The sequence below is a fragment of the Pseudomonas sp. LBUM1657 genome, assembly GCF_059716075.1.
The window spans coordinates 3440239-3462812 of the sequence record NZ_CP166799.1 but is presented as its reverse complement, the minus strand read 5'-3'; the positions used below and the strand labels follow the sequence as shown (position 1 = coordinate 3462812).

The following is a 22574-nucleotide window of genomic DNA, read 5'->3' as shown; positions in this document are numbered from 1 at the left end:
GATCGATGACCATGACTGACGCAATCCCTACCCGCGACCAATTGCTGGTCAAGACCGGCGTTCTGCTGATCGTCGACGATATCCTGCCGCCTTCAGGGCCGGTGGCCAAAGGTGGCAAGCCGGTGATCAAACCCAAGGAATTGGGACTGTTCATTGCCATCAGCGATGACGGGCGCGTGTATGCCTTCAATGGCCACGTCGACCTCGGCACCGGCATCCGCACCTCGCTGGCGCAGATCGTCGCCGAAGAACTGGACCTGCAACTGGAGCAGGTGTGCATGGTGCTGGGCGACACCGAGCGCGTCCCGAATCAAGGCGCGACTATCGCCAGTGCAACCCTGCAGATTTCGGCGATTCCGTTGCGCAACGCCGCCGCCGAGGCACGGCGTTTTCTGCTGCAACGCGCGGCAGAGCTTTGGGGCGTGGAAGTACAAAGCCTGAAGGTCGAGGCCGGGGTCATTGGCGCAACGGACGGACGCACCACGTCCTACACCGATCTGGTGCGCGGTGAGCACGTTGAGCTGCGCATCTCCGGCACCGCGCCACTCAAACCCGCCGCGGACTATCGCTTGGTGGGCAAAGGGGCCGCGCGGGTCGATATTCCGGCCAAGGCCACTGGCGAATTGACCTACGTCCACGACATGCGCGTACCGGACATGCTTCACGGCCGGGTGATTCGCCCGCCCTATACGGGGCTCGATTGCGGTGACTTTGTCGGCAACAGTCTGCTGGAAGTCGATGAGTCCTCCATCGCGCACATACCGGGCGTTGTGGCGGTGGTGGTGATTCGTGATTTCGTCGGGGTGGTGGCGCTGCGCGAAGAGCAGGCGATCAAGGCCGCCCAGGCGTTGAAAATCACCTGGAAAGCCTGGAAACATAAACTGCCGGACATGAGCGATGTCGAGCAGGCGATCCGCGATAATCCACGCGTGCAGCGCGTGGTGCTCGATCAGGGCAATGTTGACGAAGCCCTTGCCGACGCCAGTCAACGCATGCCGCGCACTTACTTGTGGCCGTATCAGATGCACGGCTCCATCGGCCCGTCCTGTGGGCTGGCGGACTATCAGCCAACGGGCACTCGCGTTTGGTCCGGCAGCCAGAATCCACATTTGCTGCGGGCCGACCTGGCCTGGTTGCTGGAGTGTGAGGAAGAGTCGATCGAGATCATTCGCATGGAAGCGTCCGGCTGTTACGGACGCAATTGTGCCGACGACGTCTGCGCCGATGCCTTGCTGTTGTCCCGCGCAGTGGGCAAGCCGGTACGGGTGCAATTGACCCGTGAGCAGGAGCATCTGTGGGAACCCAAGGGTACTGCACAACTGATGGACGTCGATGGCGGATTGAACGCCGATGGCAGCGTCGCCGCCTATGATTTTCAGACCAGCTATCCGTCCAACGGTGCGCCGACGCTGGCGTTGTTGCTGACCGGCCGGGTCGAGCCGGTGGCGGCGATGTTCGAGATGGGTGATCGCACGTCGATCCCGCCTTATGACTTCGAACATATGCGCGTGACCATCAATGACATGGCGCCGATTGTCCGTGCGTCGTGGATGCGCGGGGTGTCGGCGTTGCCCAACACCTTCGCCCACGAATCGTACATCGATGAACTGGCCTTCGCCGCGGGCGTTGATCCGGTGGAATACCGCTTGCGTTATCTGCGCGACGAACGCGCCATTGACCTGGTGAAATCCACCGCCGAACGCGCCGCCTGGACCCCGCGCACCGCGCCGATGCAGACACCGAACGAGGATCAGTTTTTGCGCGGTCGTGGCTTTGCCTATGCGCGCTACATCCACAGCAAATTCCCTGGTTTTGGCGCGGCGTGGGCCGCATGGGTAGCGGATGTCGCCGTGAATCGCCAGACCGGCGATGTGTCGGTCACGCGGGTGGTGATCGGGCATGACTCGGGGATGATGATCAACCCGGCGGGCGTGCAGCATCAGATCCACGGCAACGTCATTCAGTCCACCAGTCGAGTACTCAAGGAGCGGGTGACGTTCGAGGAGTCGACGGTGGCCAGCAAGGAGTGGGGCGGCTATCCGATCCTGACGTTCCCCGAGGTGCCGCAGATCGACGTCATGATGATGCCGCGCCAGGACCAGCCGCCGATGGGCGCCGGTGAGTCCGCCTCGGTGCCGAGCGCGGCGGCGATTGCCAACGCGATTTATGATGCTACCGGAATACGTTTTCGCGAACTGCCGATTACCCCGGAGCGGGTGCTGGCGGCGCTGAATGCCGGCACCTGTGACGAGCCGCCGAAGTCGCCAGCCAAACGCTCGAAATGGTTGTTCGGTTCACTGTTTGCCGCGTTCGGTGCAGTGCTGGGCATGGCGGCCACCGCGTGGCCGTTTCACGGTGAAATCGCACCGATCGCGCCGCCAAGCGCCGGCACCTGGTCGGCGGCGACCCTTGAGCGCGGGCGATTGCTGGCGGCCGTCGGCGATTGCGCGGTGTGCCATACCGCACCTGGCGGCGCGACCAATGCCGGAGGCCTGGCGATGCAAACGCCGTTCGGCACGCTGTACAGCAGCAACATCACGCCTGACGTGAAGACCGGCATCGGCAACTGGTCGTACCCGGCATTCGAGCGGGCGATGCGCGACGGCATCGGTCGCGACGGGCGCAATCTGTATCCGGCATTTCCCTATACAGCGTTTCGCAATATCAACGATGCCGACATGCAGGCGCTGTATGCGTACCTGATGTCGCAAGCACCGGTCAGTCAACCGGCGAAAGCCAATGACATGCGCTTTCCGTTTAACCTGCGGCCGTTGATGGCCGGCTGGAATGCGTTGTTTCTGCGCCGTGGCGAGATCAGTGTGCAACCGCAGCGCAGCGAGCAATGGAATCGCGGCGCCTATCTGGTCAACGGTTTAGGCCACTGCGCCGCCTGTCATTCACCGCGCAACCTGATGGGCGCGGAGAAGGGCGGTGCGTCGTTCCTGGCCGGCGGCATGGTCGATGGCTGGGAAGCGCCGGCGCTGAACGGCTTGTCGAAAGCGCCAACGCCGTGGACGGAGAATCAACTGTTCGATTACCTCAGCACGGGTTATTCCGATGCCCACGGCGTGGCGGCCGGGCCTATGGGGCCGGTGGTCAGCGAGTTGGCGAAATTGCCCAAGGCGGATGTCCGGGCGATGGCGGTGTACCTGGCGTCACTCAACGACGCGCAAGCCGAGGCTGAAAGGGTGGAGAAAGTTACCCGGCCAACGCCGGTCGCGAGCCTGTCGTTGAGCAACGGTCAGCGGGTGTTCGAAGGCTCATGCAAGGCCTGTCATGCCGATGGTCTGGGGCCGAAACTGTTTGGCGTGAGTCCGTCGTTGGCGAGCAATACCAATGTGCACAGCGATCAGCCGGACAACCTGATCAAAGTCATCCTGCAAGGCATCGCTGCCCCGGCCACCAAGGATCTGGGCTACATGCCCGGTTTCAAGGACAGTTTGTCCAATACACAGGTGGCGGAACTGGCGGCGTATTTGCGTAGTCGGTTTGCTTCGGCGGCGCCGCAGTGGCAAGGGTTGGAGCAGAAGGTTGCGCACCTCAGGGCCAATCCCGGCAGCCATTAAAAGCTTCGCGAGCAAGCCCGTTCCCACAGGTACAGCGCAATCCTTGCGGGAGCGGGCTTGCTCGCGAAGGCGCCGGCCGAATCACTCCTGAATCTGGTCGGGCAACCGCATCACCCCTCGCACCACCAGATCCTTGATAAACCCCAGCCAGTCCTGCTGCTGACCCTTGTCCGCCAAGTCTTCGCCTAGGAAGGAACTGAGGGTATGCCGGTTGGAGTTATAGAAGTAGCAAAGCGAGGCGATCATCAAATACACATGCTTGATGTCCAGATCCTCACGAAACAGCCCCTGAACCTGACCGGCCTCGATGATCGGCCGCAACACTCCGACGGCTTCCCCCGACAATCTGCGCAGCTCGCTGGACTGCTGCGCATGTTTGCCGTTGTGCAGGTTTTCGTTACTGAGGATGGCGACAAACTCGGGGTGTTCGACGTAGTAGTTCCAGACGAATGCCACCAGATCTTGCAGCGCCAGCAGCGGTGTGCTCAGGTCCAGCTTGAGCTGGCTTTCGGCTTTGTTGAACTGCTCGTAGGTGTGTTCCAGCACGCAAATGAACAGCTGCTCTTTGCTACCGAAGTAGTAATAGAGCATGCGGTCGTTGGAGTCGGCCTCCCGGGAAATGCTTTCCACCCGCCCGCCGGAGTAGCCGTCGCGGGTGAATACCTTCACGGCCGCTTCGAGAATCCGTGTGCGGGTTTGCTGGGCCTGGGCGGCCCGGATGCCGGTTTTTTTATTCAACGTGCGGTCAACCTTCTACCAGGCGCGGGCGCAGCGAATGTAGCACGCTCCCTTCAGCGGTTCAGGCTGGCGGTTGCTTGCGTGGCCGGCGGATTTTCCATGACCTGCAGGATCGAGGCTTCCGGATCGAAATCATCCTCTTCAAGCTCGATGAATTCTTCGGGCAGGAAGATGTTCAGCACGATAGCGCACAACGCGCCGACGGTAATGGGTGATTCGAAAATGTTATGCAGGGTTTTCGGCAGCTCGCGCAGTACTTCCGGAACGGCCGCGACACCCAGGCCCATGCCGAGGGAAATCGCCACGATCAGCATGTTGCGCCGATGCAGGCCGGCTTCGGCGAGGATCTTGATCCCGGCCACGGCGACGGTGCCGAACATCACCAGTTCGGCGCCGCCGAGCACCGGTTTGGGCATCAATTGCAGCACCGCGCCGATCATCGGGAACAGCCCCAGCACCACTAACAAACCGGCAATGAAAAACGCCACGTAGCGGCTGGCCACGCCAGTGAGCTGAATCACCCCGTTGTTCTGGGCGAAGGTCACCATCGGCATGCTGTTGAACACCGCGGCCATGGCCGAGTTGAGACCGTCGGCCAGCAGACCGGACTTGATCCGGCGGATGTAGATCGGACCTTTGACCGGCTGCCGGGAAATCATCGAGTTGGCGGTCAGGTCACCCGCGGCTTCCAGCGGCGACACCAGGAAAATCACCGCCACCGGCACGAACGCCACCCAATCGAAGGAGAAACCATACTTGAACGGCACCGGCACGCTCATCAGCGGCACGTCGGGCAGGCCGGCGAAATTGACGTCCCCCATCAGCCACGCCACGACATAGCCGAGGGTCAGGCCGATGACGATCGCACCGAGGCGCAGGAAGGGCACGTCCACGCGGTTCAACACCACAATGGTCCCCAGCACCAGTGCCGCCAGGGCCAGGTGGCTGGCCGCGCCGAGGTCCGTCGCGCCAAAGCCGCCGGCGATGTCGGTCATGGCGACCTTGATCAGCGACAGGCCCATCAGCGTGATAATCGTCCCGGTCACCACCGGGGTGATCAGCATGCGCAGTTTGCCGATGAACTGGCTCAACACGACTTCGATGAAGGCCGCGAAAAAGCACACGCCGAAGATCGTCGAGAGGATTTCATCGGTACCGCCACCTCGGGCCTTGACCATGAACCCGGCACTGAGAATCACGCTGATAAACGAGAAACTGGTGCCTTGCAGACACAGCAGGCCGGAACCGATCGGGCCGAACCGCCGGGCCTGGACGAACGTGCCGAGGCCCGACACGAACAACGCCATGCTGATCAGGTAAGGCACTTCGCTTTGCAGGCCGAGGGCGCTGCCCATGATCAAGGTCGGGGTGATGATGCCGACGAAACTGGCGAGCACATGTTGCAGGGCAGCGAAGACCGTAGCAGTCAGATGCGGGCGGTCGTCGAGGCCGTAAATCAGGTCGTTGTGGCGCGGGGCAGGGGCTTTTTCGGAGGCGGTCATGGTTTGAGTGCGGGCCAGAAAACCGGCCGGGTCAGAAAATGGAGGCGCAGGATGCCAGAAAGACTAATTTGTGGCGAGTGACCAACCCCGATACCCAGCACAACCCCTGTGGGAGCGGGCTTGCTCGCGAATACGGTGTGTCAGTCGACATTAGTATTGGCTGACACACCGCGTTCGCGAGCAAGCCCGCTCCCACAATTCAGGTAAACGCCGTGAGCAAATCCTCTTCAAACGCCTTCTGCGCATCGCCCGGCACTTGAGCGCGATGACGGGCCAGATGAAACGCCACGTCGAAACTCATGTCGTCACGGCGCACGGCCCTGAGCAGTCCTTTGTCCTCCCAGCTCCGGGCAAAGTGGCTGGGTAAATAGCCGACGTGCTTGCCGGAAAGAATGAAGGCGAGGGTGCCTTCGACTTGCTCCGAGCGAGCCGAACACTGCTTGCCCTGAAACGGTTCGTCGCTGCGCAGGAAGCGGTAGGGGTGATCGACCCGGTCGCAGGCCTGCAATGCTTGATCATCCGGCGCCTCATCCGTGAACAACGCATGACCGGGTGCGCAATACAGGTGCTGGGTTTCGGTGAACAATTCTTGGTAGTCAAAAGCGCTTTGTACCTGTGAGAAATAGCCGATCGCCAGGTCCAGCCGTTGTTGCAGCAGCAAGCGCTCCATCTCGCCGGGCATGGCACTGATCAACTCGATGCGCACCGACTCATCCCGCTCGCGAAAGCGCCGGATCGCATCGGCCACCCGTTGCAGCACCGATTGATCGAGCGCCTCGGACAGCCCCAGGCGCACCTCGCCGATCAAGCGCCCGGCCACGCCGTTGGATTGATGGCGGAACGCTTCAATGGACTCGAACAGGCCGCGCGTCGCCGTGAGCAATTGTTCGCCCTTGGGGGTGATCTTGAATCCGCCCTTGCCGCGACTGCACAGGCGATAACCGAGGCGGGTTTCCAGTTTGGCCATTTGCTGGCTGATGCTCGACTGACTCAGGCCCAGTTCACCCTGGGCCGCGCTGAAGCCGCCGCATTCCACCACATTGACGAACAGGCGCAGCAGTTGCAGATCCACATCATGGAGTTGACCGAGCATCAAACATTACTCATGGATAAAGTCAGGATAACTGACTTGATATTTTTCCAATGTAACCGACGACGCATGCTGCAACCACTTCCTCTGGTCAGGTGTTCGTCATGGCTCCCATGTTCAAGTTGTGTTTACCCGCACTGTTCCTCGCCATGGCCGTATCGGTCCAGGCCGAGGAAAAAATCGTCAATCTCTACAGTTGGTCCGACTATGTGGCGCCGGAAACCTTGCAGCGTTTTGAGCAGGAGACCGGTATCCACGTACGCTACGACACGTTCGATTCTCCCGAGGTGCTGGAAACCAAATTGCTCACCGGGGGCAGCGGCTATGACGTGGTGGTGCCGTCCTCCAGCGTGCTGGCCCGTGGGTTGGCGGCGGGTGCGCTCAAGGAAATCCCCCACGAGGGCCTCAAGGGTTACGCCAACCTCGACCCCGACCTGCTGGAAAAACTCGCCGCGGTCGATCCCGGCAACCGTTACGGCGTGCCTTACACCTGGGGCACGCTGGGCCTGGGAATGAACGTCGAGGCCGTGCAGAAGCGTTTGCCGAATGTGCCGCTCAACAGCCTGGACCTGCTGTTCAAACCGGAATACGCCAGCAAACTGAAAGACTGCGGCATTGCGATTCTCGACTCGCCTCAAGAGGTGATCGGCGTGGCGCTGCATTATTTGGGTAAAGATCCCTACAGCACCGACAAGGCCGATCTGTCAGCCGCCCAGGCGTTGTTGCATCAGCTTCAGCCGTCGGTGCTGTACGTCGCCACCGGCCGGCAGATCAGCGATTTGGCCAATGGCAGCGTTTGCCTGGCGTTGACCTACAACGGTGACGCCAGCATGGCCGCTGATCAGGCGCGCAAGGCCAACAAACCGTTCGAGGTGGCCTACCGGATTCCGAAGGAGGGCACGCTGGTCTGGCAGGACAACTTGGCGATCCCCAAGGACGCGCCGCACCCCGAAGCCGCGCGCCAGTTCATCGAGTTCATGCTGCGCCCGGAATCCGTTGCAGCACTGACCAACACGCTGTTCTTTGCCACTGCCAACCAGGCCGCGACGCCGCTGGTGGATGAGGCGGTGCGCAACGATCCGGACATTTACCCCCTCGCCGACGTGCGTGAGCGGCTGTACGCCGATCGCAGCATGAGCCTCAAGGACATGCGCCAGCGCACTCGCCTCTGGACCACTTTCCGTAGCCGCCACTAATAAGGAACTCACCATGGACGTCCCTGTGCAAAACGATCAGGCCATGACCCGCGACAGTCTCTATGGCACTGCCGCAGAAAGTACCTACGCCGGTATCACCAGTTTCATGCGTCGTCGGTACAGCCGCGACTTGCGCGGTGTCGACGTGGCCGTCAGCGGTGTGCCGTTCGACACTGCCACCAGCAACCGTCCTGGCGCCCGTTTCGGGCCGCGTGGCATCCGGGCTGCGTCTGCGGGGATTGCCTGGGAGCGTCACTGGCCGTGGACCTTCGACCCGTTCGATCATCTGGCGGTGATCGACTACGGCGATTGCGACTTCGATTACGGCTCTCCGCATTCGGTGCCGGAAAGTATCGAAGCCCACTCCGAGCACATCCTCAACGCTGGCACCGCGATGCTGACGTTCGGTGGCGATCATTTTGTCACCTATCCGTTGCTCAAGGCCCATGCCCGCAAGCATGGCGCGCTGTCGCTGATCCACTTCGACGCCCACAGCGACACCTGGCCGGACGAAGAGGGCAAGCGGGTCGATCACGGCACCATGTTCTGGCACGCAGCCAGGGAAGGGTTGGTGGACCCGTCGCGTTCAGTGCAGATCGGCTTGCGCACCACCAATGATGATCACCAGGGTTTTCAGGTGCTGGACGCGCGACAAGTGCATCGACGCGGGGTTGATGCCATTGTCGAAGCGATCCGGGCGCGGGTTGGTGATCATCCGGTGTACCTGACGTTCGATATCGATTGCCTCGACCCGGCCTTCGCTCCGGGCACTGGCACGCCGGTGTGTGGTGGCTTGAGCACGGTGCAGGCGCTGGAAATCCTCGGCGGGTTGCGCGGGATTAATCTGGTGGGAATGGACGTGGTGGAAGTGGCGCCGGCCTATGACAGTGCGGAGATTACTTCACTGGCAGCGGCGACGTTGGCGATGGAGATGCTGTGCCTGTATGCGGCAAAACATAAGGTTGATCGGTAACACACAAAGCAAAATCTGGGAGCGGGCTTGCTCGTGAAAGCGGTTTGTCAGTCGACATTTCTATCGACTGATACGACCTCTTCGCGAGCAAGCCCGCTCCCACATTGTATCGGTGTCAGGCCACTGGAATGATTGGCAAGTCCAGCGTCTCGGCCCCGGTGAACCGCGTCATCGATCCGGCAATCGATTCATGGGGTACACCCATTGCGACCCCACTGACACCATCGAGTCGCGACAGTTGGTCCGTACTCAATTGCACGTTCAACGCACCCAAGGTCGCATCCAGTTGTTCACGGGTGCGCGAGCCGAGAATTGGAATCAGCGCCGTGGTCGAGCGCTTGGCTTTTTCCCGCAGCCAGGCAATGGCTACGTGAGTCGGGCTGGCGCCCAGTTCTGCCGCGACGGCCAGCAAGGTGTCGAGCACGGCGGTTTCACGTTCGCTTTTCTCGGCGTGAATCAGCATGCCGAGTTTGGCGGCGCGGTTTTCCCCATCGTTGTTGCGGTACTTGCCGGTGAGGAAACCGCCACCCAACGGCGACCATAACGTCGCGGCCAACCCCAACGCTTCGGCCATGGGCAGTTGTTCACGTTCGGCCGTGCGTTCGGCGAGGCTGTATTCCACCTGGATGGCGGCGATCGGCGCAAAACCGCGAACTTCGGCCAGCAGGTCGGCCCGGGCGATGCGCCACGCAGGGAAGTTCGACAGCCCGGCGTAATGAATCTTGCCGGCGCGTACCAGATCGTCGAAACCTCGCAGGATCTCTTCCATGGGCGTCACGCCGTCGCTCATGTGAGCCCAGAACAGGTCGAGGTGATCGGTCTTGAGCCGTGTCAGGCTTTCTTCCACGGCGCGAATCATGTTCTTGCGGTTGTTGCCGGTGTGGGAAATGCCCGCAGCCGGTGTGGTCCCCAAGGTGTATTTGGTGGCGATGACCAGGCGATCCCGTTCCGCGGCGATGAACTCGCTGAGCATGGCTTCCGACTGGCCGCCCTGATAGCCGTTGGCGGTGTCGATGAAGTTGCCGCCCGCTTCCAGGTAGCCATCAAAAATGCGCTTGGCTTCATCACGTTCGGCGCCGTGACCCCAACCGGTGCCAAAGTTACCGGCGCCCAGCGCCAGTTCAGAAACCCGCAAACCGGTTTTACGGCCAAAGACTTTGTAATGCATGGGGACGACTCCTGAAGGAAAAAGGCGTTGGGACTGAATATAAATGTCTAGCGACATGTATTTAATATGATGCGAGTAATATTCAGCGTCAAGGCACTTTTTCCTTAGCGGCGAAAGGGGCGACCACCGGTCCCGTCACTGCTGCCACTTTCTGACAGGGGGCTCTGCTAAGCTCCGACGACTTTTCCGGACAGAGCCTGCCCATCGTGTCGCGTACCAGCCGTTTACTGACGTTGTTACAAGTGCTGCGTGGCAAAAATCGCCCTGTGACCGCGGCGACGCTTGCCAGCGAATTGGAGATTTCCGAGCGCACGCTGTACCGCGACATCGCCGAACTCACCGCTCTTGGCGCACCGATCTACGGCGAGGCAGGGATCGGCTACGTGTTGCGCAGCGGGTTATTCCTGCCGCCCTTGATGCTCAATGCCGACGAAACCGAAGCCATCGTGCTGGGCCTGCGCTATGTGGATCAGCGTGGCGATGAGGTCTTGAGCAAAGCCGCGGCCGATGCGCTGGCCAAGATTGCCGCGGTGTTGGCGCCGGAAGCGCTGGATGCGTTGCGCAACCCGACGGTCCTGCCGGGGCCGTCCGGTTATGGCTTCGCGCCCAACGCAGTGCCGTTGAATGTGTTTCGCCAGGCGATCCGCGATCAGGCCAAGTTGCACATCGACTACGCGGATGCCAACCAGGTGCCCAGTCAGCGGCTGATCTGGCCGCTGGCCCTGGGGTTTCTCAACGAGGTGCGAATCATCGTGGCCTGGTGTGAATTGCGCAGTGCTTATCGCACGTTTCGCACCGACCGGATCTCGGCCGCCAGCGAGCAGGGCGAGCATTATCCGGGGCGGCGTGGCGACCTGTTGCGCACCTGGCGCAAGCAGATGCAACTGGATGAAGCCGGGCGATTCACTCCTGACAAGAACTGACACACGCCTGTTTTAGCATGGCTCCAGAATCAACAAACAAGGAGCCGTAACCATGTCCAATCCCGCCTCTTCACTGGCCCCCGCGATCGCTGCCTACATAGCCGCCGCCAATGCTCGAGACACGTCGAGGGTCGCCAGTTTTTTCGCTGAGGATGCCAATGTGTTCGATGAAGGCCAGCACCAGGTCGGCACGCACGCCATCGCCCAATGGATGGAAGACACCGCCCAGCGCTACCAGCCACGGGTCGAAGTCCTCGACGTTCAACAGCGCACCGGCAAGGTGCTGGTCCATAACCTGATCTCCGGAACTTTTCCGGGCAGCCCCCTGGAATTGCGCTACATGTTCCGCCTGAATGAACAGGGCAAGATCGCCCGCCTGGACATTTCACTGTAGCCGCCGTTGCGCAATGGCATACTGCCGCGCATGAATGTCGACTCCCCCCTCAGCGCCTGGCAGCACGCCATCGAACAGAAGGGCTTCGTCCAGGACGAAGCCCAGGAACATGCCGTCTGGGCGCTGCAAAAATGCTACGAAGCGCTGCATGAAGGTCGCACGCCGATCACCGGCGTGTACCTCTGGGGCCCGGTCGGGCGCGGCAAGACCTGGTTGATGGACCAGTTTTACCAGAGCCTGCGGGTCCCGGCCCGGCGTCAGCACTTTCACCACTTCATGGGCTGGGTGCATCAGCGTTCGTTCCAGCTGACCGGCACCGCCGACCCGTTGAAAGCCCTGGCTCGTGAGTTGAGCGAAGAGGTGCGGGTCCTGTGCTTCGATGAATTGTTCGTCAACGACATCGGCGACGCGATCATTCTCGGGCGCCTGTTTCAGGTGATGTTCGAGCAGGGCGTGGTGGTGGTCTGCACCTCCAATCAGCCACCGGATCAGCTGTACGCCGATGGTTTCAACCGCGACCGCTTCGTGCCCGCCATTGCGGCGATCAAAAAACACATGCAGGTGATTGCGGTGGATGGCGGTGAAGATCATCGCCTGCACCCGGGCGCCGGTTTGCAACGTTATTGGGTGGCCGAGCCCGACCAGCCTGGCGCGTTGGGCGAAGTGTTCAAGATGTTGACCATCGGCCAGTCAGTGTCCAGTGACCCGATCAACGTCGGCTATCGTTCGCTCAACGTCGTGCAGGCCAGTGAAACCGTGCTCTGGAGTCGTTATGCCGATCTCTGCGAACAGCCCTTTGCCGCCATGGATTTCATGACACTGTGCGACACCTTCAAGGCTATTCTTTTGAGTGACGTGCCCAATCTGAGCGCGCAAAAACGCGAGGGGCGCATTGCTCGCGGCACTGAAGACGGGGTCGAGCGGGTAGTGGCCGGCGATCGCGAGTTGCCGCAATTGTCGGTGCATGACGACGGTGTGCGGCGTTTCATTGCCCTGGTCGACGAGTGCTACGACCGCAAAGTGCCGCTGTACCTCGAAGCGCAGGTGCCCATGGCGTCGCTCTACACCGAGGGCTATCTGGAATTCCCGTTCCGCCGCACCCTCAGCCGCCTACAGGAAATGCAGCTGCAACGTTTCGCCGACGCTTGATATCCGGGAGGAGCGAAGATGAATCAGCCTCTGTCTCACCATTTGCTGACCATGGCCTATCAAAATGCCTGGGCCAATCATCGACTTGCCAAGGCCTGGCACCAATTGAGTCCGGCCGAGTTGGCGGCACCTCGGGTCAGCTTTTTCCCCAGTATCAGCGCGACCCTCAACCACATCCTGACCTGCGACTGGTTTTACGTGGATGCGCTGGAGCGGGAGTTGCGCGGGGATGACCCGCACCCCGAATGCTACGTATTTTTCAACGAAGACGAGCCGTTCACCCAAGGGGCAGACCTCAAGCGTGAGCAAGCCCACGTGGACCGGCGACTGATCGCCTACTGCGAGCAAATGCGCGACGCAGACCTGGGGAAGATCGTGACCATCGCCCGGGACACCCCGCAACACGACAACCGTTTGCGCCTGCTGTCCCATCTGTTCGAACACCAGATCCACCATCGCGGTCAGGTTCACGCCATGCTCAGCGGCACGTCGGTCAAACCGCCGCAACTGGACGAGTTTTTCTGCGCCGGTGAGTCGCCGTTGCGAGCCGAGGATTTTGTCGAGTTGGGATGGACCGAAACCCTGATTTGGGGCGTTTGAGCGTAAAAATTCCTACAAGATCCGGTTGTCATCAGCGCGCCGCTCGCGATAGGGTCGGTGCGCCTTCCGGTGCGAGATGCGCGCCGGGGCAACTTTATGTGTGATCGAGGTGGAAATGGAATCCGCGGAAATTCTTGTGCTTCAGGCCAGCTACACCAATCCGGTGCATGCCGAGGCTCTACGTCTGGTGCTGAACCATTACGCCGAAGACCCGATGGGCGGCGGACACGCCTTGCCCGCCGACGTCCTGGAGCAACTGCCGGGAGAACTCGCCAAACGTCCCCATGCCTTCAGCGTATTGGCGTTTGTCGGAGGCGAGCCGGCGGGGCTGGTCAATTGTTTTGAAGGGTTCTCGACCTTCGCCTGCCGGCCGCTGGTCAACGTGCACGATGTGGTCGTGGTGGCGAAGTTTCGCGGGTTGGGGTTGAGCCAGAAAATGCTGCAAAAGGTTGAGGACATCGCCCGCCAGCGCGGCTGCTGCAAAATCACCCTGGAAGTGCTGGAAGGCAACGCGGTGGCCCAGGCGTCCTACGGCAAGTTCGGTTTTGCCCCGGGCATGTTCGACCCGGACCATGGTCGGATGCTGTTCTGGACCAAGGCGCTTTAAATTCGGGACGAAAAAAAGGGCGTCCATCAGGACGCCCAACTGTCATCTTTGACTGCCGAGCAAGCAGTCAAAGGTCCATCGGTCATTTCGGTCTGTACGACTCGGTCACTTGCGCGGTCTGATCGTCCGGAACCCGCAGCTCAGCACTTTTGCTTTCACTGGTATTGCCCAGCGCCTGCTGTTGGTTGTACCGCAAGCTCTCGTAGTAATACCGCATGCGTTCGGCGCCACCTTCGGCAAAGGCGCTGGCCGAGACGAATGTCATCAGGCCAGCAATGATCAGGGGTGTACGTTTCATGGTTTGCCTCCCACTACAGATGTCGGATGCCTTTCGTCCATGAATCAATGAATCAATGTCGAAGGTCCATTATCCGCCGATTTCGTTAAATGGGAATTAACAGCACCTAGAGCTTCCAGTCCAGGCTCAGGGTCACCGTGCGCGGGTCGCCCCAATAGACGCCGTTGTAGAACCCGACGTTGTCGTAATACTTTTTGTCGAACAGGTTGTCGACGTTCAACGAGGCCGACAGGTGCCTGTCGAAGTCGTAGCGCGACATCAGGTTGACCACGGTGTAAGCCTCCTGACGAATCTTCGCGCTTTCGGTGATCACCACGCCATCGGCGTCGCGTCCGACCGGGCGGCTGGCGCTGCGGAACACATCGCTCTGCCAGTTCACAGCGCTACCCACGGTCAGGCCCTGCCATTCACCGGGCAGGCGATAGGCCGTGGAGAACCGGAACATGTTCAGCGGCTGGTTGGTATTGTTGCGCTGCTTTTCGCCATTGGCCGAGTGGGTGTACGTGTAACCGGCCGTCATGTTCCAGCCTGCCGAAACCTCGCCCGACACCTCGGCTTCGAAGCCCTGAACCTTGTTGCCTTTACCGCCGGACTTGAAGAACTCCTCGCCAGTCACCGGGTCCGGTGGCACCGAATCGTCGAGTTCGGCGACGTTGTCCTGCTTGCTCCAGAACACTGTGGTGGCGACGTTTAGGCGTTCTTCCAGCAGGCTGCCCTTGAGCCCCAGTTCATAGTTACTACCGACTACCGGTTCGAGGTATTTGCGGCTGCTGTCGCGATTGGTCTGCGGCTTGAAAATGTCGGTGTAGCTGACGTAGACGGTGTATTCCGGGGTGAGGTCGTAGAGCAGGCCAGCGTAAGGCGTCCATATGTCGTTGTGTTGCTGGCTGGTGCGATCGACCGCGCTCAATTGCAGGTTGTTGTCGTAGCTGTTGGTGGTGCTCGACGCTTTCCAGCTGCCATAACGGCTGCCGAGCACGGCGTGCAGGTCGTCGGCCAGTGTCAGGCGAGTGGCCAGGTAACCGGCTTTCTGGCGGGTGCTGTCTTTTGAACCGGTCAGATCGGTGACGGTGTCGGGAAACTTGGCGATATCGCCCATGTACTTCCAGTCAGGGACATTTTCGTAGTCCGCCGCCCTCGGGCCATCGACCATGTAGGGCGAATCCTGGCTACGCTCGGCCTCGCCGTAGCCCACCATCAATTCGTGTTCCCGTCCGAACAGCGAATAAGGACCGGCGATGTTGAAATCGTAGGCCTTCATTTTCTGTGTGCCGCGCATGTGGCTGACGTTGGCGATCATGCCGCTGCGATCGTCGTTCGGGAAACCTCCGCCGGCGTAGTAGATCTTGCCGTCGGTATCACTTTCGCGGTGGGTGTAGGCGGCCTTGAGGTGCCAGCCGCCGCCCAGTTGATGATCGAGGTTGGCGAACGCCGTCTGGTCCTTGAGCGGCCAGGAGCTCCAGGACGTGGCCATGTTGGTGGAGCGTCCCAGGTTGGCCTTGCCGCCATCGGAGTTCCAGTAAGGCACGGTGCCCCAGGACGTGCCTTGCACGTGTTTGTTCTGATAGTCGTAACCCACCGCCAGCACGGTATCGTCTGTCAGGTCGGCTTCGAGAACGCCGTAACCGACTTCCCGTTGCAGCTGATATTTATCCCGGTACGAATGACTGTCGCGATACGCAAGCACGCTACGCCCGCGCAGGCGACCGTCGAAGGCCAACGGGCCACCCACGTCCAGATAGCTGTAGTAGTCGTCATAGCTGCCGCCGCTGACACCGGTCTTGGCTTCCCACTGCGCCGTCGGGCGTTTGCGCACCATGTTGATGGTGGCCGAAGGGTCGCCCGCGCCGGTTGTGAGGCCGGTCGCACCGCGAACCACTTCGATGCGGTCGTAGATGATGGTGTCCGAATCGGACTTCATGTAACTGAAGGTGTTGAGCATGCCATCGATCTGGAAATTGTTGATCGAGTAGCCGCGGGAGTAATAACCGACCCGGTCGGAGTCGTTGTTCTGAACCACAATGCCGGTGGTCTGGCGCATGGCTTCGGAGAGGGTGCCGAGCTTGAAGTCATCCATTTGTTGGCGGGTGACTACCGACACCGACTGCGGCGTGTCCTTGATCGACAGGTTCAAGCGGGTGGCCGTGCTCATGGCGCCCGTGGTGTAGGACTCGGTGTTTTCGGTGGTGTTGCCCAGGCCTTGGGCGGTCACGTTGGTGGCGCCCAGTTCGAGGGTGTGGCCAGGCTCTGTCTCCGGCTCGGTTTCCGCCAGCAAATCCGGGCTCAATACGGCACTGCACAGCCCAAGGGTGAACGTCATGGAACGGGTGATAGGCGCGAACATCGCTGCCGACTCCTTGTCTTCGAGGGAAAAATTCCGTTTGCTCAAAGACGAAGGGGAGTGCAGAGATTTAGCTTTAAACGAGAATAATTATTATCTCGCGATGTTTCCGACAGCACATCCCCTGTGGGAGCGGGCTTGCTCGCGAACGCGGAGTGTCAGGCAACATTAAGTCGACTGATACTCCGCGTTCGCGAGCAAGCCCGCTCCCACAGGTATTTTTGATTACTGCTGAACGACTTCCGGCGCGACTGGCAGCGGCTTGGGTTTTATCAGGCTGAAATCAATCAGCGGCCGCTGCTGACGCTCATAAGGATTGCCAATCATCAATGGCCGGGCCTTGAAGCTGTCGCTGACCAGGCTCTTGCTGTGATCGAGTTCATCGAAGCTCAAGCCCGCCAGATCAGCCCAGGTATGGATCAGGTGCGAACTGCTGTAGGGCCGCCCCAGATCGCCGGCGAAGTTCCAGTCATGGGATTCACGCCATTTCGGCGAAGCCCAGGCCATGAACGGAATGGTGTACATCGGCGCCGTCGGCTTGCTTTCGTTACGCCCCAGAGTGCTGTGGCCAGGGGAATCGAAAACGTCTTCACCATGGTCGGAAAGGTACATCAGGAACCCGTTCGGATCGGTCTTGGCGTAGTCCTTGATCAGGCTCGAGACCACGAAGTCGTTGTACAGCACTGCGTTGTCATAGCTGTTGTACGTCGCCAGCTGATTGTCGCGCACGCCGGCGGGAACGCCTGTGCGGTCCTTGAACTTGTCGAAGGACGATGGATAGCGGTACTGATAGCTCATGTGCGTGCCGAGCAAATGCACGACGATCAGCTTGCGTGGTGCCGTGTCGGCCAGTGCCTTGTTGAACGGTGCGATCACATCGCCGTCGTACTGGGCAGCGTTCTGGTTGCGGTTGTTGTTCAGGTACACCTGCTCATCGGCCTGCTCGGAGAAAGTCGTGAGCATGGTGTTGCGCTTGGTCATGGTTTGCTGGTTGGTGATCCAGAAGGTCTTGTAACCGGCTTGTTTCATCATGCTGACCAGCGACGGGGTCGACAGGTACAGGTCCGGGTTGTCTTCGTCGGCGAAGGTCAGCACTTGCTGCAACGCCTCGATGGTGTAGGGGCGCGGGGTAATGACGTTATCGAAAACCGTCAGTTGATCCTTGAGTTTGTCGAGCTCCGGGGTGGTTTCCCGAGGGTAGCCGTACAGGCTCATGCGCTGACGGTTGGTGGACTCGCCGATTACCAGCACCAGGGTCGCCGGTTGATCGGCCGTCGCGTCTTTCAGGTTTTTCAGCGGTGCAATCTTGCTGGCGCTGTGCAGCATGTCCTGCATACCGGCCAAGGTATCGAGGTAGCGGTGATAAGCCACGGCCATCTGCCAAGGCACGGCGGGCTCGATGCGGGTTTCGAATTTCTCGAAACCGCCGGCGAGGCTGCCGGTGCGCAAGGTTTGCTTGACCATTGGATAACCGATTATGGCCACCAGAATCGCCGTCGCGGCGACCAGTGCCTGCCCGCGGGGCAAGTAGACCGGGCGCAAGCGTGTCCAGAGGAAATAGCCGAAAGCGGTGTGGGCGAGGAACGCCGGCACCATCCACCAGGCAAAGTATTGAGTCATGTACTCGCCGGCTTCGGACACGTTTGATTCGAACATGATGAAGATGACGCTTTGGGAAAATTCCTGCTGATAGATGAAGAAATAACCCAGGCTCGCCATCGAGCAAGCCCACAGCACCACGCCGATCAGCGCGGCCAATACACGGGTTTGCTTTGGGAACAGCAGCATCGGCGCCAGCCAGATGGCGCTCATCAAAAAGGCCTGGCGGAATCCGGTAAACCCGGAGGTGCCCGTCAGTTGAATCAGCAGTTGGGTAATACCGGAAAAATACCAGAAGAACAGGAACAACCAGAGAAACCCTGTCCAATCGAAACCTTTCGCAGACGTACTGCTGCGTTTAAGCAAAGCCATTCAGCACTCCAGCCAAAAATCACTTCCACCGTCGGGACGTAAATGTCGCCGACGAACGGGCGCCGTGCGGATACCGAACGGCCATAAAGGGCCGGAGTATCAACAAGCGGGTGTGAAAACTTTGTGAGTTATCAGGACTGGCAGAGGGTGTACGGGTCGGAAACAGCAGGGGGCTGCTTCCGAGTCAAGCGAGGGGGTCAGGCGTGTGGAGCGCGCTGTGTGACAGGCATGGACTGAGCCTGGCTACTTTGTGTGAGCAAGCGCAATTGCGCGACTTCCTGTTTCAACTGGTCGCGCTCGTCTTTCAACTGGCGCAATTCATCGCGACGGATCGTGACGTAAAGGGTTTGTGCTGGCCGTGCTGCTAATACTGTGCCCATTGCTCACCTCGCATGGCTGTCTCAACTGTAAATCCGCTCCGACGTCGGATGCTGATCTACTATCGGCGCCAATTCTGATTTCTTTTGCCCCCGAAGGGAACTTTTTTATTTTTCATGGTCGCTGTGTCTTCGGTGCGATTGCTGACGTTATCAATCAGGATCGGGCACAATGCCCGGAAACTTCATGCCAACGCTCTGGACTAAACCTCACTAGTCGCGTTGGGCTATAACCTTTGACACACATTATTTGTAGTAGGGAGCATCAGCACATGCAACTCGGGATTATTGGACTGGGCCGCATGGGCGGCAATATTGCGCGGCGCCTGATGCTCAACGGGCACACCACCGTTGTTTACGACCGCAATACCGCCTTCGTCGAAAACTTGAACGAAGAGGGCGCCACCGGCGTCGCCGACCTGCCAGCGCTGGTCGCGGGCCTGGCCAAGCCGCGAGCAGTGTGGGTCATGTTGCCGGCCGGCGCGCCGACCGAAGACACCATCGACACCCTGAGCACTTTGCTCGAAGCCGGCGACACCATCATCGACGGCGGCAACACGTTTTATAAGGACGACATTCGCCGGGCGAAAACCTTGTCGGAAAAAGGCCTGCACTACATCGACGTCGGCACCTCGGGCGGCGTCTGGGGCCTGGAACGTGGTTACTGCATGATGATCGGCGGCGAAGCCGATGTGGTGAAGCGCCTCGACCCATTGTTCGAAAGCCTAGCCCCCGGCCTGGGCGACATCCCGCGCACCAAGGATCGCAAGTCGGACGACGATCGCGCCGAACGTGGTTACATCCACGCAGGCCCCGCAGGCTCTGGCCATTTCGTGAAGATGATCCACAACGGCATCGAATACGGAATGATGCAGGCCTTCGCCGAAGGCTTCGACATCCTCAAGACCAAGGCCAGCACCAACCTGCCGGAAGACCAGCGTTTCGACCTGAACGTAGGCGACATCGCCGAAGTCTGGCGTCGTGGCAGCGTCGTTTCTTCGTGGCTGCTCGACCTGACGGCCGATGCACTGGCCAGCGATCCGAAGCTCGACGGTTACTCGGGCTCGGTGGCTGACAGCGGTGAAGGTCGCTGGACCATCGAAGCCGCCATGGAGCAATCGGTGCCCGTACCGGTGCTGTCGAATTCGCTGTTCTCGCGCTACCGTTCGCGCGGGCAAGGCACCTTTGGCGACAAGATTCTCTCGGCCCAGCGCTTCGGCTTCGGCGGCCACGTGGAGACTTCGAAAAAATGACCCGTCTGATCCGCAATAAATCCAAGGCCGAACCCGCACCACCGACCACGCTTTTTCTGTTCGGTGCCCATGGTGATCTGGTCAAGCGTCTGCTGATGCCGGCGCTGTACAACCTGAGCCGCGACGGTTTGCTCGGGGATGGACTGCGGATCATCGGTGTTGATCACAACGCCATCAGCGATGAAGCCTTTGCGAAAAAACTCGAAGACTTTATCCGCACCGAAGTGGCCGCCAAGGTCGGCAAGAGCGATCAAGCCCTTGACCCGGACTTGTGGGCCAAGTTGGCCAAAGGCATCAGCTACGTCCAGGGCGACTTCCTGGACGAGAGCACCTATCAAGCCCTGGCGGCAAAAATCGCCGCCAGCGGCACCGGCAACGCGGTCTTCTACCTGGCCACCGCGCCACGTTTTTTCAGCGAAGTGGTGCGCCGTCTCGGTGCTGCGGGGTTGCTGCAGGAAACACCCGAAGCGTTCAGAAGGGTGGTGATCGAAAAGCCCTTCGGTTCCGATCTGCACACCGCCGAAGCCTTGAACGCTTGCTTGCTCAAGGTAATGACTGAAAACCAGATCTACCGGATCGACCACTATCTGGGCAAGGAGACCGTGCAGAACATTCTGATCAGCCGGTTCTCCAACAGCCTGTTCGAAGCGTTCTGGAACAATCACTACATCGACCACGTACAGATCACCGCCGCCGAAACCGTCGGCGTGGAAACCCGTGGCAGTTTTTATGAACACACCGGCGCCCTGCGGGACATGGTGCCCAATCACCTGTTCCAATTATTGGCGATGGTGGCAATGGAACCGCCGGCGGCCTTTGGCGCCGATGCGGTTCGCGGTGAAAAAGCCAAGGTGGTCGGCGCGATTCGCCCCTGGTCGGTCGAGGAAGCAAGGGCCAACTCGGTGCGCGGGCAATACGCGACTGGCGAAGTCGACGGCAAGTTGTTACCGGGCTATCGCCAGGAAAACAACGTGGCGCCCGACAGCAATACCGAAACCTACGTTGCGCTCAAAGTGATGATCGACAACTGGCGCTGGGTCGGCGTGCCGTTCTATCTGCGTACCGGCAAGCGCATGAGCGTGCGCGACACTGAGATTGTTATCTGCTTCAAACCGGCGCCGTACGCGCAGTTCCGCGATACCGAGGTCGATGAGTTGCAGCCGACTTATCTGCGGATCCAGATTCAACCCAACGAAGGCATGTGGTTCGATCTGCTGGCCAAGCGTCCCGGCCCGGCCTTGAAAATGGCCAATATCGAACTGGGTTTTGCCTACAAGGATTTCTTTGAAATGCAGCCGTCCACCGGCTACGAAACCCTGATCTACGATTGCCTGACCGGCGATCAGACGCTGTTCCAGCGTGCCGACAACATCGAGAATGGCTGGCGCGCCGTGCAGCCTTTCCTCGATGCCTGGCAGCAGGACGCGAGCGTGCAGAGCTACGCGGCAGGCGAAGACGGGCCGCAGGCGGCAGAAGATCTGCTGACTCGCGACGGTCGCGTCTGGCACGGCCTCGGATGAGTGAGCCAACGCAACAACCCATCCGGTTTTTACTGAGTGACATGGACGGCACCTTACTGCTACCCGATCACAGCCTCAGCCAGCGCACCATCGACGCGGTCCGATCCTTGCGCGAGGCGGGCGTACTGTTCAGCCTGGCCACCGGCCGTCCGCCCAAAGCCATGTTGCAGCAGATCGAAGCGTTGGGTGTCGATCTACCGACGGCAGCCTTCAACGGCGGCACCATTGTCAATCCGGACGGCAGTCTGCTGGTTGCGCATTACTTGCCGGCAACGGCGGCGCTGACCACCCTGACATTGTTTGCCGATCTGCTGGACATCGAGGTCTGGGTGTTCAGCGGCGGTGACTGGCTGGTGAAAGACCCGACCGGCCCCATGGTGCCGCGAGAGCAGCATGGCCTGGGGTATCCGCCGGTGGTGGTCGATAGTTTCGAGCCGTATTTGGAGCGCATCGACAAGATCGTCGCGGCCAGCAACAACACTGAGCTGTTGATCGAACTGGAAGCGCTATTGCTGCCCAAGGTCGAGGGCCAGGCCCAGGTCTCGCGTTCGCAGCCGGTGTACCTGGACGTGACGGCGATGCAAGCGAACAAGGGCGCGGCGCTGGCGACACTGGCCGAGTTTCTCGGCGTGCCGCTGGAGCAGACGGCGGCCCTGGGCGATGGCGGCAATGACCCGGCGATGTTTCATCGCGCCGGGTTGTCGATAGCCATGGGGCAGGCGGAAGAGGCGGTAAAGCGCCAGGCCCACCGGGTGACTGGCACCAATACCGAAGACGGTGCGGCCCAGGCGATCGAGCGGTACATCCTCCCTCGCTAGCTCGCCAAAAAACCTGTGGGAGCGGGCTTGCTCGCGAAAGCGGTCTTACATTCAACATCCATGTTGACTGACGCGACCTCTTCGCGAGCA

General features: G+C 60.4%; 19 protein-coding genes. 11 read left to right on the top strand and 8 right to left on the bottom strand.

Going from position 1 to position 22574, the window contains the following annotated elements; genetic code table 11:
• Positions 1-11: 11 nt before the first annotated feature.
• Entirely contained in the window at positions 12-3566 is a 3555-nt protein-coding gene (locus tag ACA055_RS15915; RefSeq protein WP_497679512.1) for a molybdopterin cofactor-binding domain-containing protein, read from the top strand.
• 81 nt (positions 3567-3647) lie between these two features.
• Here ACA055_RS15915 and ACA055_RS15910 read toward each other — a convergent pair whose 3' ends face one another.
• From ACA055_RS15910 to ACA055_RS15900, 3 genes are all read right to left on the bottom strand, one after another.
• Positions 3648-4304, bottom strand: coding sequence for a TetR family transcriptional regulator (locus tag ACA055_RS15910; RefSeq protein WP_497679511.1), 657 nt, complete (start codon positions 4302-4304; stop codon positions 3648-3650).
• 53 nt (positions 4305-4357) lie between these two features.
• Positions 4358-5806: a nucleobase:cation symporter-2 family protein gene (locus ACA055_RS15905; RefSeq protein WP_497679510.1), complete on the bottom strand. Its 1449-nt coding sequence runs from the start codon at positions 5804-5806 to the stop codon at positions 4358-4360.
• A gap of 199 nt (positions 5807-6005) precedes the next feature.
• Positions 6006-6899, bottom strand: a complete 894-nt coding sequence (locus tag ACA055_RS15900; RefSeq protein ID WP_497679509.1) for a LysR family transcriptional regulator — start codon at positions 6897-6899, stop codon at positions 6006-6008.
• Between the two features lie 101 nt (positions 6900-7000).
• On the opposite strand from ACA055_RS15900, the gene ACA055_RS15895 reads away from it, so the two are divergent.
• Both ACA055_RS15895 and speB read left to right on the top strand, forming a co-directional pair.
• Positions 7001-8092, top strand: coding sequence for a polyamine ABC transporter substrate-binding protein (locus ACA055_RS15895; protein ID WP_497679508.1), 1092 nt, complete (start codon positions 7001-7003; stop codon positions 8090-8092).
• Between the two features lie 13 nt (positions 8093-8105).
• Entirely contained in the window at positions 8106-9065 is a 960-nt protein-coding gene (speB, locus tag ACA055_RS15890) for an agmatinase (RefSeq protein WP_497679507.1), read from the top strand.
• Positions 9066-9180: 115 nt separating this feature from the next.
• On the opposite strand, the gene ACA055_RS15885 is transcribed toward speB, so the two are convergent.
• A complete protein-coding gene (locus tag ACA055_RS15885) occupies positions 9181-10233 on the bottom strand; it encodes an aldo/keto reductase (protein WP_497679506.1) in 1053 nt (350 codons plus the stop codon).
• Between the two features lie 206 nt (positions 10234-10439).
• On the opposite strand from ACA055_RS15885, the gene ACA055_RS15880 reads away from it, so the two are divergent.
• From ACA055_RS15880 to ACA055_RS15860, 5 genes are all read left to right on the top strand, one after another.
• Complete coding sequence (locus ACA055_RS15880) at positions 10440-11156, top strand: helix-turn-helix transcriptional regulator (protein ID WP_497679505.1); 717 nt, start codon at positions 10440-10442, stop codon at positions 11154-11156.
• A 52-nt stretch (positions 11157-11208) separates the two neighbouring features.
• Positions 11209-11550, top strand: coding sequence for a nuclear transport factor 2 family protein (locus ACA055_RS15875; protein WP_497679504.1), 342 nt, complete (start codon positions 11209-11211; stop codon positions 11548-11550).
• Positions 11551-11580: 30 nt separating this feature from the next.
• Positions 11581-12699, top strand: coding sequence for a cell division protein ZapE (gene zapE / locus ACA055_RS15870; RefSeq protein WP_497679503.1), 1119 nt, complete (start codon positions 11581-11583; stop codon positions 12697-12699).
• An 18-nt stretch (positions 12700-12717) separates the two neighbouring features.
• Positions 12718-13299: a DinB family protein gene (locus ACA055_RS15865; RefSeq protein ID WP_497679502.1), complete on the top strand. Its 582-nt coding sequence runs from the start codon at positions 12718-12720 to the stop codon at positions 13297-13299.
• A 115-nt stretch (positions 13300-13414) separates the two neighbouring features.
• Positions 13415-13906 (top strand): GNAT family N-acetyltransferase, encoded by a 492-nt coding sequence (locus tag ACA055_RS15860; RefSeq protein WP_497679501.1) that lies wholly within the window; start codon positions 13415-13417, stop codon positions 13904-13906.
• An 82-nt stretch (positions 13907-13988) separates the two neighbouring features.
• Here the strand turns inward: ACA055_RS15860 and ACA055_RS15855 are convergent, their stop codons facing one another.
• The 4 genes from ACA055_RS15855 to ACA055_RS15840 all read right to left on the bottom strand — a co-directional run bounded on the left by ACA055_RS15855 (position 13989) and on the right by ACA055_RS15840 (position 18896).
• Positions 13989-14204, bottom strand: a complete 216-nt coding sequence (locus ACA055_RS15855; protein WP_497679500.1) for a hypothetical protein — start codon at positions 14202-14204, stop codon at positions 13989-13991.
• A 106-nt stretch (positions 14205-14310) separates the two neighbouring features.
• A complete protein-coding gene (locus ACA055_RS15850; RefSeq protein WP_497679499.1) occupies positions 14311-16548 on the bottom strand; it encodes a TonB-dependent siderophore receptor in 2238 nt (745 codons plus the stop codon).
• A 222-nt stretch (positions 16549-16770) separates the two neighbouring features.
• Positions 16771-18516: a phosphoethanolamine transferase CptA gene (locus tag ACA055_RS15845; RefSeq protein WP_497679498.1), complete on the bottom strand. Its 1746-nt coding sequence runs from the start codon at positions 18514-18516 to the stop codon at positions 16771-16773.
• Between the two features lie 197 nt (positions 18517-18713).
• Positions 18714-18896, bottom strand: coding sequence for a DUF6026 family protein (locus tag ACA055_RS15840; RefSeq protein ID WP_497679497.1), 183 nt, complete (start codon positions 18894-18896; stop codon positions 18714-18716).
• Positions 18897-19141: 245 nt separating this feature from the next.
• Here ACA055_RS15840 and gnd point away from each other — a divergent pair, with 245 nt between their 5' ends.
• Genes gnd through ACA055_RS15825 form a run of 3 tightly spaced genes read left to right on the top strand, consistent with a single transcriptional unit; the run spans position 19142 to position 22484 of the window.
• Positions 19142-20146 carry a phosphogluconate dehydrogenase (NAD(+)-dependent, decarboxylating) gene (gene gnd / locus ACA055_RS15835; RefSeq protein ID WP_497684432.1) on the top strand — a complete coding sequence of 335 codons (1005 nt, stop codon included), beginning with the start codon at positions 19142-19144 and terminating at the stop codon, positions 20144-20146.
• On the top strand, positions 20143-21666 hold the full coding sequence (gene zwf, locus ACA055_RS15830; RefSeq protein ID WP_497679496.1) for a glucose-6-phosphate dehydrogenase: 1524 nt from the start codon (positions 20143-20145) through the stop codon (positions 21664-21666). The genes gnd and zwf overlap by 4 nt, the downstream gene beginning before the upstream one ends.
• Positions 21663-22484 carry an HAD family hydrolase gene (locus tag ACA055_RS15825; RefSeq protein ID WP_497679495.1) on the top strand — a complete coding sequence of 274 codons (822 nt, stop codon included), beginning with the start codon at positions 21663-21665 and terminating at the stop codon, positions 22482-22484. Before zwf ends, ACA055_RS15825 begins: the two co-directional genes overlap by 4 nt.
• The last annotated feature ends 90 nt before the right edge of the window (positions 22485-22574 follow it).

Bases quoted from the DNA above. Each gene is read 5' to 3' on its own strand.
- ACA055_RS15915 (WP_497679512.1), top strand. From the start codon at position 12: ATGACTGACGCAATCCCTACCCGCGACCAATTGCTGGTCAAGACCGGC.
- ACA055_RS15905 (WP_497679510.1), bottom strand. From the start codon at position 5,806: ATGACCGCCTCCGAAAAAGCCCCTGCCCCGCGCCACAACGACCTGATT.
- ACA055_RS15900 (WP_497679509.1), bottom strand. From the start codon at position 6,899: ATGCTCGGTCAACTCCATGATGTGGATCTGCAACTGCTGCGCCTGTTC.
- ACA055_RS15895 (WP_497679508.1), top strand. From the start codon at position 7,001: ATGGCTCCCATGTTCAAGTTGTGTTTACCCGCACTGTTCCTCGCCATG.
- speB (WP_497679507.1), top strand. From the start codon at position 8,106: ATGGACGTCCCTGTGCAAAACGATCAGGCCATGACCCGCGACAGTCTC.
- ACA055_RS15885 (WP_497679506.1), bottom strand. From the start codon at position 10,233: ATGCATTACAAAGTCTTTGGCCGTAAAACCGGTTTGCGGGTTTCTGAA.
- ACA055_RS15875 (WP_497679504.1), top strand. From the start codon at position 11,209: ATGTCCAATCCCGCCTCTTCACTGGCCCCCGCGATCGCTGCCTACATA.
- zapE (WP_497679503.1), top strand. From the start codon at position 11,581: ATGAATGTCGACTCCCCCCTCAGCGCCTGGCAGCACGCCATCGAACAG.
- ACA055_RS15865 (WP_497679502.1), top strand. From the start codon at position 12,718: ATGAATCAGCCTCTGTCTCACCATTTGCTGACCATGGCCTATCAAAAT.
- ACA055_RS15860 (WP_497679501.1), top strand. From the start codon at position 13,415: ATGGAATCCGCGGAAATTCTTGTGCTTCAGGCCAGCTACACCAATCCG.
- ACA055_RS15855 (WP_497679500.1), bottom strand. From the start codon at position 14,204: ATGAAACGTACACCCCTGATCATTGCTGGCCTGATGACATTCGTCTCG.
- ACA055_RS15850 (WP_497679499.1), bottom strand. From the start codon at position 16,548: ATGTTCGCGCCTATCACCCGTTCCATGACGTTCACCCTTGGGCTGTGC.
- ACA055_RS15845 (WP_497679498.1), bottom strand. From the start codon at position 18,516: ATGGCTTTGCTTAAACGCAGCAGTACGTCTGCGAAAGGTTTCGATTGG.
- ACA055_RS15840 (WP_497679497.1), bottom strand. From the start codon at position 18,896: ATGGGCACAGTATTAGCAGCACGGCCAGCACAAACCCTTTACGTCACG.
- zwf (WP_497679496.1), top strand. From the start codon at position 20,143: ATGACCCGTCTGATCCGCAATAAATCCAAGGCCGAACCCGCACCACCG.
- ACA055_RS15825 (WP_497679495.1), top strand. From the start codon at position 21,663: ATGAGTGAGCCAACGCAACAACCCATCCGGTTTTTACTGAGTGACATG.